The organism is Paenibacillus sp. MAHUQ-63 (genome assembly GCF_028765165.1).
GTDB lineage: Bacteria > Bacillota > Bacilli > Paenibacillales > NBRC-103111 > Paenibacillus_E.
This window is the reverse complement of sequence record NZ_JARADB010000001.1, coordinates 1562760-1579949: the sequence shown is the minus strand read 5'-3', so window position 1 is coordinate 1579949 and position 17190 is coordinate 1562760. Positions and strand designations below refer to the sequence as shown.

At 49.3% G+C, this 17190-nt stretch carries 17 protein-coding genes; 15 read left to right on the top strand and 2 right to left on the bottom strand.

All coding sequences use genetic code 11. From position 1 onward, the window contains the following. Positions 1–47: 47 nt before the first annotated feature. The 11 genes from PUT07_RS06930 (at position 48) to PUT07_RS06880 (ending at position 12657) form a co-directional block, all read left to right on the top strand. Positions 48–953 carry an ABC transporter ATP-binding protein gene (locus PUT07_RS06930; RefSeq protein WP_274467499.1) on the top strand — a complete coding sequence of 302 codons (906 nt, stop codon included), beginning with the start codon at positions 48–50 and terminating at the stop codon, positions 951–953. Then, positions 946–2232, top strand: a complete 1287-nt coding sequence (locus PUT07_RS06925) for an ABC transporter permease (protein WP_274467089.1) — start codon at positions 946–948, stop codon at positions 2230–2232. The genes PUT07_RS06930 and PUT07_RS06925 overlap by 8 nt, the downstream gene beginning before the upstream one ends. Before the next feature lie 200 nt (positions 2233–2432). Then, a complete protein-coding gene (gene mobA, locus PUT07_RS06920; RefSeq protein WP_274467088.1) occupies positions 2433–3038 on the top strand; it encodes a molybdenum cofactor guanylyltransferase in 606 nt (201 codons plus the stop codon). A 114-nt stretch (positions 3039–3152) separates the two neighbouring features. Continuing rightward, positions 3153–3317, top strand: coding sequence for a cytochrome c oxidase subunit 2A (locus tag PUT07_RS06915; RefSeq protein ID WP_274467087.1), 165 nt, complete (start codon positions 3153–3155; stop codon positions 3315–3317). Between the two features lie 33 nt (positions 3318–3350). Further along, positions 3351–3821 carry a cytochrome c oxidase subunit II gene (locus tag PUT07_RS06910; protein ID WP_274467086.1) on the top strand — a complete coding sequence of 157 codons (471 nt, stop codon included), beginning with the start codon at positions 3351–3353 and terminating at the stop codon, positions 3819–3821. 31 nt (positions 3822–3852) lie between these two features. Beyond that, entirely contained in the window at positions 3853–5517 is a 1665-nt protein-coding gene (locus PUT07_RS06905; protein ID WP_274467085.1) for a b(o/a)3-type cytochrome-c oxidase subunit 1, read from the top strand. Between the two features lie 217 nt (positions 5518–5734). Continuing rightward, positions 5735–8344: a bifunctional acetaldehyde-CoA/alcohol dehydrogenase gene (gene adhE, locus PUT07_RS06900; protein WP_274467084.1), complete on the top strand. Its 2610-nt coding sequence runs from the start codon at positions 5735–5737 to the stop codon at positions 8342–8344. Between the two features lie 40 nt (positions 8345–8384). Then, positions 8385–10640, top strand: coding sequence for a formate C-acetyltransferase (gene pflB / locus PUT07_RS06895; protein WP_274467083.1), 2256 nt, complete (start codon positions 8385–8387; stop codon positions 10638–10640). Between the two features lie 23 nt (positions 10641–10663). Further along, on the top strand, positions 10664–11434 hold the full coding sequence (gene pflA, locus PUT07_RS06890) for a pyruvate formate-lyase-activating protein (RefSeq protein ID WP_274467082.1): 771 nt from the start codon (positions 10664–10666) through the stop codon (positions 11432–11434). Between the two features lie 135 nt (positions 11435–11569). After that, on the top strand, positions 11570–12112 hold the full coding sequence (locus tag PUT07_RS06885) for a hemerythrin domain-containing protein (protein ID WP_274467081.1): 543 nt from the start codon (positions 11570–11572) through the stop codon (positions 12110–12112). Between the two features lie 38 nt (positions 12113–12150). Continuing rightward, on the top strand, positions 12151–12657 hold the full coding sequence (locus PUT07_RS06880) for a hemerythrin domain-containing protein (RefSeq protein ID WP_274467080.1): 507 nt from the start codon (positions 12151–12153) through the stop codon (positions 12655–12657). Positions 12658–12793: 136 nt separating this feature from the next. Here PUT07_RS06880 and PUT07_RS06875 read toward each other — a convergent pair whose 3' ends face one another. Next, positions 12794–13333: a DoxX family protein gene (locus PUT07_RS06875; RefSeq protein ID WP_274467079.1), complete on the bottom strand. Its 540-nt coding sequence runs from the start codon at positions 13331–13333 to the stop codon at positions 12794–12796. A 241-nt stretch (positions 13334–13574) separates the two neighbouring features. On the opposite strand from PUT07_RS06875, the gene PUT07_RS06870 reads away from it, so the two are divergent. Further along, complete coding sequence (locus tag PUT07_RS06870; RefSeq protein ID WP_274467078.1) at positions 13575–13796, top strand: hypothetical protein; 222 nt, start codon at positions 13575–13577, stop codon at positions 13794–13796. A gap of 52 nt (positions 13797–13848) precedes the next feature. Here PUT07_RS06870 and PUT07_RS06865 read toward each other — a convergent pair whose 3' ends face one another. Continuing rightward, on the bottom strand, positions 13849–14568 hold the full coding sequence (locus PUT07_RS06865; RefSeq protein WP_274467077.1) for a Crp/Fnr family transcriptional regulator: 720 nt from the start codon (positions 14566–14568) through the stop codon (positions 13849–13851). A 291-nt stretch (positions 14569–14859) separates the two neighbouring features. Here PUT07_RS06865 and PUT07_RS06860 point away from each other — a divergent pair, with 291 nt between their 5' ends. The 3 genes from PUT07_RS06860 (at position 14860) to PUT07_RS06850 (ending at position 17182) form a co-directional block, all read left to right on the top strand. Further along, positions 14860–15336, top strand: a complete 477-nt coding sequence (locus PUT07_RS06860; RefSeq protein ID WP_274467076.1) for a hypothetical protein — start codon at positions 14860–14862, stop codon at positions 15334–15336. An 87-nt stretch (positions 15337–15423) separates the two neighbouring features. After that, positions 15424–16077 (top strand): response regulator transcription factor, encoded by a 654-nt coding sequence (locus tag PUT07_RS06855; RefSeq protein WP_274467075.1) that lies wholly within the window; start codon positions 15424–15426, stop codon positions 16075–16077. Next, positions 16070–17182: a PAS domain-containing sensor histidine kinase gene (locus PUT07_RS06850; RefSeq protein WP_274467074.1), complete on the top strand. Its 1113-nt coding sequence runs from the start codon at positions 16070–16072 to the stop codon at positions 17180–17182. Before PUT07_RS06855 ends, PUT07_RS06850 begins: the two co-directional genes overlap by 8 nt. Positions 17183–17190 lie beyond the last annotated feature (8 nt).

Below are 17190 nucleotides of genomic sequence, written 5' to 3'. Positions count from 1 at the left end.
AAACTAGGGATAGGCAAGTTACTTCGACAGGAAGGCAGGTGCAGAACGTGACATACCCGCTGACGGTAGACAACGTCTCCAAGCAGTACGGCGAGAAGACCGCCGTGAACTCGATTAACCTTCGCGTGAAGCAAGGCGAAATTTACGGGCTGTTAGGCGCGAACGGAGCCGGGAAGACGACAACGATGCGCATGGTGTTAGGCCTTATTTATCCGGATGCCGGAAGCATTATGTGGCAAGGGCGCGGTTACCGCGAGGAGCTGACGCGTTTGATGGGCTATTTGCCGGAAGAGCGCGGCTTGTATCCCAAGATCAAAGTAAGCGAGCAAATCATTTATTTAGCCGAGCTCAGGGGCTTAACCCGCAAGCGAGCGGAGGCCGCGCTCAAGACTTGGCTGGAACGGTTCGAAGTGCCGGAATACTATCATAAAAAAGTCGAAGAGCTATCCAAAGGGAACCAGCAGAAAATTCAATTCATTGCCGCCGTCATACATAATCCTGATATCTTAGTTCTGGATGAAGCTTTCAGCGGGCTTGATCCGGTGAATGTGGAATTGTTGAAGAAGATGGTCAAACTCTTGCGCGACGAAGGAAAAACGATCTTGTTCTCCAGTCACCGCATGGATCATGTGGAAGAGCTGTGCGAACATATTTGTATCCTGCACCGCTCGAATACGATCTTGCAGGGCAGCTTGAAGGAGATCAAAGCGTCTTTTCCGAAGGAGCATATCGTGCTGGAGACGGAGGAGCAGGTCGAAGGTTTGGAGCGGCTTCCGGGCGTAAGGGCGGTCGAGCGGCAGCAGAGCGGGTACCAATTGCGCATCGATTCGTCAGCTGATCCGCAGTCTATTTTGCGGCATGCCATGGAGCAGTCCAGCATCCAACGCTTTCAAATTATGGAGCCCACACTGAACGAAATTTTTATTCAAAAGGTGGGAAACGCACATGAATAGCACGCTAACCGTTATCAAATTTACGTATATGACCCGTTTCCGTTCCAAGTCGTTCCGCGTGATGTGTCTGATCCTGATCGTCCTGCTGTCCGTGCTCATCCATCTGCCTGCAATCATGGCCAAGCTATCTTCGCAGGAGGCGGCCACGGTCGGCGTCTTCCCGGGCAAACAAGCGGAAATTGCGAATAAGCTGGCCGCTTACTACAATACGCAGAATAACCCGGACATTAAGATAGTCCCGTTACAGGATGCCGGCAGCGCTGCGGGAAATGAGGCGCTGGCCAAGCAGCTCATCGCGGACAAGAAGATCAAAGGCTATCTGGAATTTACAGATGCGGCGGCAGCCGGCTTCCCCAAAGCCGTCTACAAATCTCCAGGCGCAATGGAGTTCTCGCTCAAGAGCAAGCTCCAAACCGGACTGCAGCTTGTGAAGACGGATGTCGCCCTGCAGGGCGCAGGCATAGCGTCTGAACAGAAAGCGATCATTCAGGCGCCCGTTTCGCTGGAAACCGTGCAGATCATGCTGAATGATCAGGGGGCAGCAGGCAAAACCGAATCGCAAATGGTGATGTCCTATGCGCTCGTATATGTAATGCTGTTCATGCTGTACATGGGTGTTATCGGTTTCGGCAACATGGTAGCGATGGAGATTACCGCCGAGAAGAGCTCACGGGTGATGGAGCTGCTCATTACGAGCGTAGCGCCGCTGAAGCAGATGTTCGGGAAGATCGTCGGCATCTGCTTGCTGGCGCTCACGCAAATTGCGCTATCCATCGCTGTCGCCGTCGTCAATCTCAGCTTGTCGAGCGGCAGCCGGCTCGTCTCGCAGATGAACTTGAACTGGGAAGACATGCAGATCTCGCTTATCGCATATTTCTTGATCTTCTATCTGTTGGGCTTCTTCATCTATGCCACGGTTTTCGCCGCGGTGGGCTCCTTGGTCAGCCGAACGGAGGATGTGGGGCAGGCGATTATGCCGGTTACGATGCTGATCGTTGCGGCCTTCATGATCGCGATCTTCGGGCTGAACAACCCGAATGCCGGCTTCGTCGTCACGATGTCCTTCGTGCCGTTCTTCTCCCCGCTGATCATGTTCCTGCGGATCGGCATGAGCTCTCCCGCTATCTGGGAGGTGTGGCTGTCCATCGCGATACAATTGGTTGCGATCGGCGTTATGGCGTGGATCGCCGCCAAAATATACCGCACAGGCGTACTGATGTACGGCAAGCGGCCTACCTGGCGGGAGCTTAGGAAGGCGATGCGGGCTTATAAGGTTTAGACAAATGAAAACCCTAGAACATTCATCCTTGAATGATCTAGGGTTTTTATCATGAAGTCGCACGGGGGTTCGTTCCCTTCATGATCCATGTGATCCATGTCACAAGCCCCCCTGAATGGGTGTGACATTTTTCACTTACAGGGCTTATGCATTTGATTAAAGTAAAGTTATACAAACTTGATTAAGGGAGAGTGATGGTGATGCTTACAGGAGTCATTTTGGCCGGTGGAGCGAACCGTCGGATGAAGGGAGAACTGAAAGCATTGCTTCCGTTTGGCGGACAGCCTCTCATTGTCCGGCAAGTGGATCGGATGAGGACGGTGTGTGATGAAATTATCGTCGTAACTAACGATCCCAGACCATATCTTCCGATTCTGGATCGCTCCGTACGCATTATAACTGATTTTTTCGCTGGTCATGGGACACTCGGCGGCATGCACGCGGCATTATCGTTAGCCAAGCATAACTCTGTATGGGTCGTAGGCTGCGATATGCCATTCATTTCATCCCAAGCCGCTGAGCTTATGCGGTACAGAAAGCAGGATGGCTTTGAGGCTGTGATTCCGCTCGTGGCGGGTAAGTTAATTCCCCTTCATGGCATTTATGACCGCGCATGCACAACGAGAATTGTTCCACTGTTGGATAGAGGTGAAACCACGCTATCGGCTTTACTGGATCATATCTTCTGGAGCGAGTTAGCGGATAGATACTTTCAGGAGAACGGAGTCGATCTGAATTTCATTTCCAGTATGAAGACTATGGAGGAGTACGAGGCTTTGCAAAACATTTGGATGCCGGGGATGTAACCAAAGATTCCGTTTTTAGTTGAGCGGATGTGATATGAATCACAGTGGTTGCGGGAGAATGCTTCTACAATAGGGACATAGCACAGCTAATTGAAAGTTGGAGGCGGGTCTTATATGAATGCTAGAAAGTTAGGCAATGAACAACCAGATCGAGTAAGGACCGATAAAGCGGATCAGGAACCAGCACTGAAGGGCACATTTGCCGCAGTCATGCTGCTAGGTGCATTTCTGGCCATAAGCTGGGTTGCTGTTTTCATATTATTCCTTGCAAGACAATAGTACAGATCATTATTCATTAAGGTGGGGTAGGCCATGCATATTCATAAACTAGAGAAAATTTGGCTAACAATTGGAATCAGTATGCTATTCGTGTTTCTCGGCGTATTGGGTGTCTCCGCATTTGCCATGGGGGTAAAGCCGCCGAGCGAGCATCATCATCAGATTGATCCTTCCAAGGTCCAAGAGACGGCTCCATTCGACAAACCCGGTTTGCATCAGACAGGGGAGCAAGAGTACGAAGCGGTGATGACCGCTTTTACCTTCGGCTATGCGCCGGATAAAATGGAAGTGCCTCTAGGAGCTACGATTAATTTTATCGTCACGAGCCAGGATGTCGTACACGGCTTTGAGATTCCGGGGACGAACGTCAATATGATGATTGTTCCAGGGGAAGTGAGCCATGTGAGCCATACATTTACGAAGCCGGGCGAGTACCTCATCTTATGCAATGAATATTGCGGTGGGGCGCACGAATATATGAAAACAACCATTATCGTAAAATGACAGCAAGTTACACAGAAGGGAGGATATCCGCATGAAGTTAGAACGTTTGGATAGGTTTGAACACAAATTCGATCTCAAAGACGGTAAGCTTGTCGTTGCTCATATCATCGTCGCTTTCATTGCTTTGCTCATTGGGGGAATCGCCGGGCTGCTGCAAACGATGGTGAAGAGCGGGACGATTAAACTGCCATATGGCATCGGCTATTATGAGTTGTTGACGGCGCACGGTGTTTTGATGGGGATTGTGTTTACGACTTACTTTATTATTGGTTTTCTATACTCCGGCATCTCATATACGTTGGGCGGTAAATTGCTGCCGATTGTACACCGTATGGGTTGGCTTGGGTTTGCTTTAATGACGGTGGGAACAGCCCTCGGAGTCGTTATGGTTTTGACGGGAAAAGCGAGCGTGCTCTATACGTTCTACGCACCTATGAAAGCTTCCCCTTACTTTTATATCGGTTTAGCCCTATTAGTGGTGGGCAGCTGGATTAGCGGGTGGGGGATCTTCTACCAAATGAAGTATTGGAAAAAAACGCATAAAGGCAAGCACTCTCCGCTGTTCGCTTTCATGGCGGTCATCACGTTCCTGATGTGGCAAATTGCTACGCTCGGTGTTGCCGCCGAGGTTCTGATTCAGCTCATTCCATGGTCCTTCGGATGGGTGGAAACGATCAATGTGATGCTCAGCCGCACCCTGTTCTGGTATTTCGGCCACCCGCTCGTGTATTTCTGGCTGATGCCTGCGTATATGTGCTGGTATGTGATCATTCCGAAGATTATCGGAGGCCGCATTTATAGCGACTCGCTGGCTAGACTGTCCTTTGTCCTACTGCTGCTCTTCTCGATTCCTGTAGGCTTTCACCATCAGCTGATGGAGCCGGGGATCAGTTCATTCTGGAAGTACCTGCAGGTTGTCTTGACCTTCATGGTTGTTGTTCCGTCGCTCATGACGGCCTTCTCGTTGTTTGCGACATTTGAGCTGAATGGCCGTGCCAAAGGAGCTAAGGGGTTGTTCGGTTGGGTCAAGGTGATGCCATGGAAAGATGTGCGGTTCTTTGCACCGTTCATGGGGATGTTGATCTTTATTCCGGCCGGTGCGGGCGGTTTAATTAATGCCAGTAACCAAATGAACGCAGTCGTCCATAATACACTTTGGGTGACCGGACATTTTCACTTAACCGTCGCGACAAGCGTGGCGTTAACGTTCTTCGGGATCACCTACTGGCTGCTGCCGGCTGTAACAGGCCGAGTGCTTACGCCGCGAATGAATAAACTTGGCATCATACAAGCCGTCATTTGGTGTGCAGGCATGTTCCTGATGTCAGGCGCCATGCATCTAGTCGGACTCTTCGGTGCGCCGCGGAGAACCGCATTCACGACCTATGAGGGGCATGCGGATGCAGCAGGCTGGATGCCGTATTATGTGTTCATGGCGGTTGGAGGCACCGTATTATTCATTGGCGTTCTGTTGATGGTGTACAACGTCTTCGCACTGCTTCGGGCGCCGAAGGGCGTAACCGAGTATCCGGTCGGCGAAGCCATGGAACAGGCTGAAGCGACTCCCGCTTATCTGGACCGATGGAGTGTGTGGATCAGTTTGTCGGTGGTGTTAATTTTGATTGCTTATACGATACCGTTAATGGATATGATGATGCAGCCAGGTGTCGGCTCCAAAGGTTTTGTGACTTGGTAACGTGAACTTGAGCACCAGTTTGAAGTGGGAAAAGGCTGGTGCTTTTTCTTCCAATTATGTTGTGAAATATTTCACAAAATATTCGTGGAACTGTTACTCCGAAAGTCCCTGATTGTGACATTTATCATAGTTGCAAGCAGGCCTTGAAGATTAAGCTAAGATCAGAAGACACAACCAGCGGCAACTCATCACTTAACTATAGAGGAGTGGATCGGCTATGGCAATGAAAGAGATGAAGATGAAGGAGCAAATCTCCGCGCAGGATGAAGTGGATCAGTTGGTTGCAAGAGCTAAGCTTGCGCAACAAGCTTATATGGAATTGGATCAAGAACAGGTGGATGCCATCGTCCAGCAAATGGCGCTTGCCGGGATCGACGCTCATATGACGCTTGCCAAGCTGGCTGTCGAAGAAACGGGCCGAGGCGTCTATGAGGATAAAATTACGAAAAATTTATTCGCTACGGAGTACATCTATCATAGCATCAAAAACAACAAGACCGTCGGCGTGATTGAGGAAAATACCTTTGAAAGCTACCGGATGGTAGCCGAACCGATTGGCATTATTGCCGGGGTAACGCCCGTCACGAATCCGACTTCGACGACGATGTTCAAGTCATTAATAGCAGCCAAAACCCGAAATCCCATCATATTCGCATTCCATCCGTCCGCTCAGCAATCCAGTGCCGCGGCTGCTGCAGCGCTGCTGGATGCCGCTGTGAAAGCAGGAGCCCCCGAGCATTGCATCCAGTGGGTGAAGCATCCGTCCGTGGAAGCTACTCAACGGCTGATGAATCACGCGGATGTCGCGTTGGTTCTGGCTACAGGCGGATCTTCCATGGTGAAGGCCGCATACAGCACAGGTAAACCGGCACTTGGTGTCGGCCCCGGCAACGTGCCTTGCTTTATCGAGAGATCGGCGAATTTACCTCAGGCCGTCAATGATTTGATTTTGTCCAAAACATTCGACAATGGCATGATATGTGCGTCCGAGCAGTCCGTTATTATCGAAGAAGCCGTTTACGCGGAAACGAAAAAGCTCATGGCGGATCAAGGGTGTTATTTCCTGGGCAAGGAGGAGACCGAGGCCGTATCCAAGCTTGTCATCAACTCGGACAAATGCGCAGTCAATGCCGTTATCGTCGGTCAATCCGCTGTGAGAATCGCGGAGATGGCAGGCGTCAAAGTACCGGCAACGACGAAAGTACTGGTCGCTGAGCTTACTGGCGTAGGGGAAGCCTTTCCTTTATCTGCCGAGAAATTAAGTCCTGTGCTTGCCTGCTATAAGGTGAAAACGGCGGAGCAAGGGATAGATCGGGCGGCCGAAGTGGTCAGATTCGGCGGTATGGGCCATTCCTCGGTCATCCATTCGCAAAACAAGGATGTGATCGAAGCCTTCGCAGCTAAGCTGCAGACAGGACGCGTAATTGTAAATTCACCGTCTACGCATGGCGCTATCGGGGACATCTATAACACCAACCTGCCTTCGTTAACCCTTGGCTGCGGATCTTACGGACATAACTCCACAACCTCCAATGTGAGTGCCGTGAACCTGATCAACGTGAAGAGAGTTGCTTATCGGACGGTTAATATGCAGTGGTTTAAAATACCGCCCAAAATTTACTTTGAGAAGGGCGCTACGCAATATCTGGAGAAAATGCCTGACATCACGCGCGTAATGATCGTTACGGATCCTATGATGGTGAAGCTGGGCTACGTAGAGCGGGTCGAATATTATCTGCGTAAGCGTAAGCTGCCCGTCTACATCGAAGTCTTCTCGGATGTTGAACCGGATCCGTCTGTTGAAACCGTAGAGCGAGGCAGAGCGCAGATGGCAAGCTTCGGGCCAGATTGTATTATTGCCTTGGGCGGCGGCTCTCCTATGGATGCAGCCAAAGCGATGTGGCTTTTCTACGAATATCCGGATACGAGCTTCGATGCCTTGAAACAGAAATTCATGGATATTCGGAAACGGGTTTACAAGTATCCGCGGCTAGGACGCAAAGCTAAGTTCGTTGCGATTCCAACCACTTCGGGTACAGGATCCGAAGTGACTTCCTTCGCGGTCATCACCGATAAGGAGAAAGGTAATACCAAGTACCCGCTGGCGGATTACGAGCTGACTCCGGACGTTGCCATCATTGATCCTGACTATGTCTACAGCTTGCCGAAGACAGCTGTTGCCGACACCGGCATGGACGTTCTGACGCACGCGATCGAGTCTTATGTATCCGTCATGGCCAATGATTACTCGGATGGTTTGGCCCTGAAGGCGATCCAGCTGGTGTTCCACAACCTGGAGAAATCCTATGCCACCGGCGATCCTGTCGCACGGGAGAAAATGCATAATGCCTCAACGATAGCGGGGATGGCTTTCGCGAATGCGTTCCTTGGCATTAACCACAGCTTGGCTCACAAATGGGGCGGCGAATATCATACGGCTCACGGCCGCACCAATGCGATCCTGATGCCGCATGTCATCCGCTATAACGCCAAGCTGCCGACAAAGTTTACATCGTTCCCGAAATACGATCACTTCGTGGCGGACCAGCGATATGCCGAGATCGCCCGGATGCTGGGGCTTCCTGCCCAAACAACGGAAGAAGGCGTCAACAGCCTGATCGAAGCCATTCGCCAATTGAATCAGAAGCTCGGTATTCCTGAGAAATTCCAGGATCTGGGCTTCAATCCTGAACAATTCGAGGCACGTGTCGATTACTTAGCGGACCGGGCTTTCGAAGATCAATGTACGACTGCGAATCCACGGATGCCTTTAGTCACAGAGTTAGCAGATGTTTATCGCAATGCGTTCTACGGCAAGTTCGAGTAAATGGAAATCAATCATCTAGCGAAATGCGGAGGTGCCGACAATGGCTGTACGAGAAGCAGATGTGCATATGAATAGTTGGAGAGGCTTTACGAAAGGCAAGTGGGAGCATCAGGTTGATGTCAAAGATTTCATTGATACAAATGTGACCCCCTACACCGGGAATCATGCCTTCTTAGCTGGTCCTACGGAAGCTACGGAAGAGCTATGGCGAATGGTCAGTGAATTGACCCGCAAGGAAAGGGAGAACGGCGGCGTTCTGGACGTGGACGTCAATACCGTATCCACAATTACCTCGCATGCGCCGGGTTATATTGCCCGGGAGAAAGAACAGATCGTCGGGCTGCAAACCGACGCTCCTTTGAAGCGCTCCATACAGCCTTTTGGCGGCATCCGTATGGCCGTAGATGCATGCGAAGCTTACGGTTTCAAGCTGCCTGAAGACATGGTCCGTCTGTTCACAGATATTCGCAAAACGCATAACCAAGGCGTATTCGACGCTTACACCACGGAGATGAAAACAGCCCGCAAAGCGGGGATCATCACAGGTCTTCCGGATGCATACGGACGTGGACGCATCATCGGCGATTATCGGCGTGTGGCCTTATATGGCGTGGACCGATTAATTGAGGAGAAAAAGAAGGACCTGCTTCAACTTGAAGTAGACGCCATTACCGAGGACGTCATCCGGCTTCGTGAAGAATTGTCCGAGCAAATCCGCAGTCTGCATGAACTGAAGCAGATGGCGAAGTCTTACGGCTATGATATTTCATCGCCGGCGGCTAATGCCCGCGAAGCCGTACAGTGGGTGTACTTCGCTTATTTGGCTGCCATTAAGGAGCAGAATGGCGCAGCTATGAGCCTTGGCCGCGTATCCAGCTTCCTCGATATATATGTCGAACGAGATTTGCAGGAGGGTACTCTGACGGAAGAGCAAGCGCAGGAACTCGTTGACCATTTGGTTATGAAGCTGCGTATCGTTAAGTTTTTGCGCACGCCGGATTATAATGAACTGTTTAGCGGAGATCCGACTTGGGTAACGGAGTCGATCGGGGGGATGGGACTGGACGGCAGGCCGCGTGTTACCAAAAATTCCTTCCGCTTCCTTCATACCTTGTACAACTTGGGTCCCGCCCCTGAGCCAAACCTAACGGTACTATGGTCTACGCAGCTTCCCGAAGATTTCAAAGCGTTCTGTGCGAAGGTATCGGCGGAGACCAGTTCGATTCAATATGAGAATGATGATCTCATGCGTCCTTATTATGGAGACGATTACGGCATCGCCTGCTGCGTCTCGGCGATGCGGATCGGCAAGCAAATGCAATTCTTCGGCGCCCGCGCCAATCTAGCGAAAGCATTGCTGTATGCCATCAACGGCGGTGTGGATGAGAAGCTTGGCATTCAAGTCGGACCTAAACTGGCTCCAATCGCTTCTGAAGTTCTGAACTATGAAGAAGTGGCAGAGAGATTCGATACTATCATGGAGTGGCTGGCGAAGCTGTACATGAACACGCTGAATGTCATTCACTATATGCACGATAAATACTGCTACGAGCGGTTAGAAATGGCATTACATGACCGCGAGATTCTACGAACGATGGCCTGCGGCATTGCCGGATTATCCGTAGTCGCCGACTCGCTCAGCGCCATCCGACATGCCAAAGTGCGCCCGATCCGCAACGACAAGGGGATTGCCGTCGATTATGAGATCGAAGGGGATTATCCGCAGTACGGGAACAACGATGAGCGCGTGGACGCAATTGCCGTCCAGTTGGCCGAAACGTTCATGAATAAGCTCCGCAAGCACCAAACTTACCGCGGCGCGGTTCCGACGATGTCCGTTCTGACGATTACATCCAACGTCGTCTATGGCAAAAAGACAGGAAGCACGCCAGATGGACGGAAAGCGGGCGAGCCATTCGCACCGGGCGCGAATCCGATGCACGGACGCGACCGTAAAGGGGCTTTGGCCTCACTGGCATCCGTATCCAAAATTCCGTATGAGCATTGCCTTGACGGTATTTCCAATACGTTCTCCATTGTGCCGAAGGCGCTCGGGCGTGAAGAAGATACGCGCATATCGAACCTCGTGGCTCTGCTGGATGGCTACATGGCGAACCAAGGGCACCATTTGAATATTAACGTATTCGACCGCGCTCAGCTGCTAGATGCCATGGAGCATCCGGAGCAGTATCCGCAGCTCACGATTCGCGTATCCGGTTACGCGGTTAACTTCATCAAGCTGACTCGCGAACAGCAGCTTGATGTCATTCACCGTACCTTCCATGGGACGATGTGAGAACAGAAAGGGGTGCAGACCCGATGAAAGGACGCATTCATTCCTTCGACACCTTCGGCACCGTTGACGGTCCGGGCATCCGCTTCGTGCTTTTCATGCAGGGTTGTGCGCTGAAATGTCAATACTGCCACAATCCGGATTCATGGGAAATGAACGCAGGAAGGCAGATGGACGTAGAGGAGATATTAGCGGAAATAGAGCCTTACTTGGCGTATTATCAACGATCCGGAGGGGGAATTACCGTGACAGGGGGGGAGCCGACCTTGCAAGCTCCCTTCCTGGCTCGTCTGTTTGCCGAGTGCAAACGACGTTATGGCTTGCATACGGTATTGGACACCAACGGTTTCTGTGAGCAAGGTCATGCCAATGAGCTGCTGAGCGTTACCGATTTGGTCCTGCTGGATCTGAAACAAATAAATCCTGACAAGCACATCGCACTTACGGCTCAGCCGAATGACCGGATCAAGCGCTTTGCCGTTCATTTGAACGAGATCCATAAACCCGCTTGGATCCGTCATGTTTTAGTCCCCGGTTGGACGGATGACTACTCGGATTTACTTGAATTGGGCAGGTTCATTGGGTCTTTGGACAACGTGAAGAAAATAGAGCTGCTCCCCTATCACAGGATGGGGGTGTATAAATGGCAGCAAATGGGCAAAACGTATCCGCTCGAGAGCTGCCCCATTCCAACCGATCGGGATGTTGCCCGTGCGCGAAGCATTATGGATCAGGGCATTCAAGCCAGCCCCAAAGAAGTGATCATGGATATCCATACAAATAGCGCCGGACTTTGATCCGGCACTATTTGTTATGTACTCTTACACTTCGAGTCTCCGATCGGGGATGATGTGATGTAACGCACAGCAAGAGTCAACGGTTGAATTTATACTATAGTTAGAAGTAAACGCCGTACTTTGGAGGGATTGTAAATGGCCATACATGCAATAAGCTCCATTTTGGGAATAGCCGCCTCGAACCCGTCTGAACTTGAGTTTGCCACCGATCGATTGCGGGAAGAGCACGATCGGCTGCGATACCAATTGAGAATTCTTGAAACAAGCGCCAAGGAAGTGGGATTGCTGAACGATCCTGCGAAGGGAATCCAAGTTCTGCATGATTTAAGGCAGCAAACTTCAGCGTTTGTTCAAGCTCTGGAGCGTCACGCCGAGTGGGAAGACCAGGAGTTGTTTCCCTTCCTGCAGGATTATTTCGACAGACAACCCGTTCCATCGATCACACCCTCTTTCTGGGTACTTGAAAAGGATCATCAATTGGCGCTTTTATTTATTCAAACGTTTCATGAAGCTGTTATCGATTTAACGCCGTTAGTCGCCAAAAAGCAGCTCGTTGAGGCAACGGCACATCTGATCCAGGCTTGTTTGATCCTTAACGACCACTTGACCATGGAGGAGCAGCTCGTATTCCCTTTGGCAGAAAAAGTGCTAACCGATTTAGAATACTTTTTCTCATAGGTGAAATAACGGCACGCTACACAAGGAGGAGATATTCAATGATTATTGAGCTCGGTTATCCCATTCATGAGATGCAAACCACCCCTTTCAAGCAGGTTGTACAACGATTGAAGGATGAGCACGATGCGTTAAAAAAGGAGCTCGACCTTGTCCAGGATAAAACAAACCATTTACGCGGTTCAGATGAATGGACGGATCTACTTCGAGAAATTCGGAAACAAATGGCCGCATTCATGACACAGCTGGAAGAGCACGAGCATTGGGAAGAAGAGGAAGTGCTTCCTCTCCTTGCACGATATGCCAATCAGGGCATGGAGCCGTCTTTTATAACTTCGACATGGGTCATGGAAGAGGATCACAAGCAGGCGGAACGCTTCGTTCGCTCGTTCAATGAAATTGCGGATCAATGTATGGCAACGAACGGCAAGGAGTTGAAGAGAGTGATCTCGCTGCTTCGTGTGGCATGTTCGGTATTGAATGAGCATCTCCTCGCGGAAGAGGAAATGTTCTTCCCAGTAGCAGATCAAATGTTAAATGAACGATAAGATGAGGTTCTTCTGAGGCGCTCTCATCCCGGTATCATTCGGGGAGGGCGCCTGTTATTTGTGAGCAAACGGGATTGAAACTTCAACAAAAAAAAGACCGCTCAGATTGAACGGTCTCTTCCTGGTTTCATCATTTTTAAATATGTCTCGGACGTATGGTTCCGGTAGGTTTGTTTTTTGTGCCTTCTTTTTTGTGAGTGAGTACATGGCGAAGCAGCGGCAGGAGGTAGTGGTCGACGCCGAATTTGCCTGTATTTGCTCCCCCTAGGAACAAGATCCCGCCAATGAGGATGAACCATGGGTTCGTGCTTACGGTGCCGGCGAACATGAACATGAAGTTCATGAGAAGTCCGCAAAACGCTGCCGCGGTTGTGAAAGCTCCGAGAATTAAGCCAAGGCCGACCAGGAATTCACCTAGCGGGATCAGGAAGTTAATAATCTTGACATTCGGCAATGCGAAGTTGGTTACAAAAGCGGTGAAAGTCGGATAAATAAGCTCGTTCGTCGCTTTGTCGATAACCGGGTTATTCACCGCATTATTGAGGAACCCTCCGGCATTGAAGTTCCCCATCAATTTTTCCCATCCGTGCGTAAGCCATTCATACCCTAGATACAATCGAACGAATAGAAGAACTGCAGCAGCGTACTTATTCTCTCTAAGCCAGTTCACTAACATCACAATCATCTCCTAAGTGAAATTTTCCACAAGAATCCTGACAAATGTCTTTCCGTGCATCCATAGAGATCGTTTCATAAACATTATCGTCTCTTCGGTTTATTTGCTGTCTCTCTACACTTTTATCTTACAATGTTCTGTGGTAACTGGATGTGATCAATGTCACAAGGAATTAATTTTAAATCCCGGTATAAGTCAGTAGCGAACGGTCACAATAGATAAGCAGGAGGTGAATATCTCTGTGGATTGTGATCAACCAGGTAAAGAATGTGGAATCGATAAAGAGTCATTGAAGGAAATTCTTCAGCAAACATTGGAACAGGAGACGGAACTGCTCCGTACTTATACCCTTACGTCAGAAAGCCTGCATGACAATGAGGAATTGAAAATTAGACTGCAAAATTTTGCAGAAGGAAATGCAAAGCGGTCTCGCCAGCTGCAAGATGAGTTGGATCGAATTTAGGCATATAAGAACCGGAGGCCTTATGCTAGATGAGCATAGATTTCCGGTTCTTCTACATACGGCAAATTTCTTTAGGGCAGTTCTCGCAGTGGCAGATATCGCGGAGATAGGTCAAATCTTTGATCACGATCTGTCCATTTTGGATCTCAACGGCATCCTCCTTTTTCATATCGCTCAACATCCGGTTGACGCTTTCCCGTGTAGCTCCGATCATATCCGCCATTTCGGTATTATTGATCTTGTAATTAATCAAAGTATGCGGACCTTTTGGAACGCCGTACGAATTGCTAAGTCGGATAAGCAACGAACAGAGTGCGCCTGGTTTCCCGTACATCATCAAATCGCGAAACTTCGTTTCCGTCATGCGGTGCATGAGCCCCATCCATTGCATAAACTCGATGGCCATATCCCCGTGCTGCCAAAGTAATACCTCGAGGTCTTTCCGCTGCATCACGCCAATCTCGCAATCGGTTGTGACTTCCGCGCTGAAGCTTTGTACGGAGTTCTGAAACGGATCCATCTGTCCGAATAAATCACCTGCTTGGTGCAGATATAAGATAAAGCTTTTGCCTGTTTCCGACAGCTTGGTGATACGGACTCCGCCTTTGATGATATAGTACAATTTATCCGCGACATCGCCCTCCCAGAAAAGATAATCGCCCTTCACCGCATGCTTGAGATACATAATGCTTTGTAGCTTATGGAAATTCTCTTCGGAGAAAAACTTCGTAATCCCTTTGTTATCTTCATTCCATTGACACTTAACGGCCATCTGTGCCAGCTCCTCAACGATTGTTTGTTAGCTATATCATAACGAATTCGAATGGATTTGATTATCGGGAGTTCTCCTGATCTTTGAAGGGTAAAACCCTTATATTGGAGTGAGAAAAATCACAGGTTCATACCTGATTTTCCTGATAACAGCCTGAGGGAATCCAAGGGATAGCCGGCATAAAACCCTGATCTTGAAATCAGGGTTTTCCCCGACTTACAAGACGAGTTCAAACGTCTACAATGGAAAGTAGGATAAATCTGCTCTGGTGCAGAATGGGAGGTGGCCAATATGGCAGATGGCGATGCAGAGATCATAGAGGAGCTGGAGCGCTTGCGAAGCCTGACGTCAAGTGATTTCATCGCGCTGGCGCCATTGAATGGCAATGTTAATGCCCATAACATACGTTGGAAGTATGCTATAGGCTTCAGAAATAAACGCTATCAGCAAATGGTGATTAAATCAGGTCAAGGCTTAGCAGGTTCTTCCCTGCGTCTGGGCAGATGGGTGAAAGTGGATGACACCCATTCGGATGCGGATGCCGTTCGACGCAGCTGTCCTGTTATACTTGCCGAACAGCTGCAAACAGCGGCTGTATTTCCGATCCTCACGGATTCCGATCATCCGCGTTCTTGGATAAGAGGATTATTGTTCATAGGGAAAAGAGCGCAGCTAAGGTATGAACAAGAGGAGATCCTGGCCGTTCAAGAGAAGCTTCATGTACTGGCATGGCATCTTAGGAAGCATAAAGGTGAAATAGCGAAATGAGTTCCATTACCGGAATTCATTCTTTTTTGTTATGATTAGGGTAATAATGATGGCGGGCCGTACTAGCCGATGAATTGGAGGATGGATATGCTCAAAATCCTGGTAGTTGATGATCATGCCGTAGTCAGGTCAGGCTTAATGAGTCTGCTGCATGGTAAGCATAACATAGAAGTGATCGGAGAGGCAGCTGACGGAGAAGAAGGCATTCAAGCCGCTCATCTGCTTAAACCGGATGTCGTATTAATGGATTTAAATATGCCTCAAGGCATGGATGGGCTTACCGCGACAGCGGAGTTAAAGCGGCTGATGCCGAATTTGGCCGTATTAGTCCTGACGATGCATGATGACGACGAATACCTGTTCAGAGCTATACACGCAGGCGCTTCTGGGTATATTTTGAAAAGCGCCCCGCACGAGGAGCTGCTGACCGCCATACGCTCTGTTGCTGCCGGCAACGCCTATCTATATCCAACAGCGACCAAGCGGCTCATGAGTGAATATATTGAACGTTTGAAGCACGGGGAAAATACGGGAACTTACGAATCTCTCTCGGAACGGGAAAAGGAAGTATTGGCGCTGATTGCCAAAGGATTCTCGAATAAAGAGATAGCCGACCAATTGATTATCAGCGTCAAAACGGTGGAATCGCATAAAAGCAACGTCATGGAGAAACTTGGGCTAAAAACGAGACCTGAGCTGGTGAAGTTTGCCGTCAAGAAAGGATTGTTGAACTTTGAGTAAGGATCTAAGCAGGGAGTATCCGGAAGTGATTGGCGAGAATGTAGCTGAGCTTATCGCACACCTGGACGATTATATTACTGACTCTTTGTTTCAAGATCACCTGAAGCAGTCGCTTAAACAACTGTCAGATGTTAAGTTTGCCCTAGATGAATCTTCCATTGTGGCAGTCACCGATCAAAAAGGGAAAATACAATATGTGAACGATAAATTTTGTGCGATTTCCAAATATTCACGTGCTGAACTGCTCGGTCAAGATCATCGCATTATTAATTCGGGTTATCACCGCAAAGAATTCATGACCTCGTTGTGGCAAACGATTTCTTCCGGCCAGGTGTGGCATGGAGAGATCAAAAATAAAGCGAAAGATGGCACGTATTACTGGGTGGATACGACGATAGTGCCATTTGTGGATGCACAAGGTCATCCCTACCAGTATCTTGCCATTCGCAATGAAGTAACGCAATTAAAGCGTGTCGAGGAAGAACTGCAGCTTATGATGTCACAGGTCATGCAAATTCAAGAAGAGGAACGAAGGAAATTTTCGCGTGAGCTGCATGATGGCATCGGTCAGAGTCTCTTCTCCCTATTGATACAGATGGATAAACTAATCGGAGAAAGTGAAAATTCAAATACTGAAATCACCCATCTACGGCAAGTTGTCTCCGGAATCATTGAGGAAGTTCGTAATTTGGCCTGGGAGATCCGTCCTTCTGTTCTGGATGATCTGGGGGTCGTGCCTGCCATTCGTACTTATATAGAAAATTATATGGAACATTACGGCATACGTGTAATCCTTGATAGCAATCTGCGTAGGCGATTAGGGGCGGTCGAGGAAACGACGATTTACCGTGTTATTCAAGAGGCTCTTACCAATATAGCCAAGTATGCCGATGTTTCCGAAGCTCATGTATCCGTTCATGATAAAGATTCGGTTGTTGAAGTGCGCATCGAAGATCGGGGACAAGGGTTTGTTCAAAGCGATGTCACGAAAGGCGTCGGTCTGTTCAGTATGGAGGAAAGAGCCAAGAGTGTTGGCGGACAATTCGATATTCGTTCGGCACATGGCCAAGGAACATGTGTCACCTTGATCATTCCGAAGAAGTGATTGTTTTC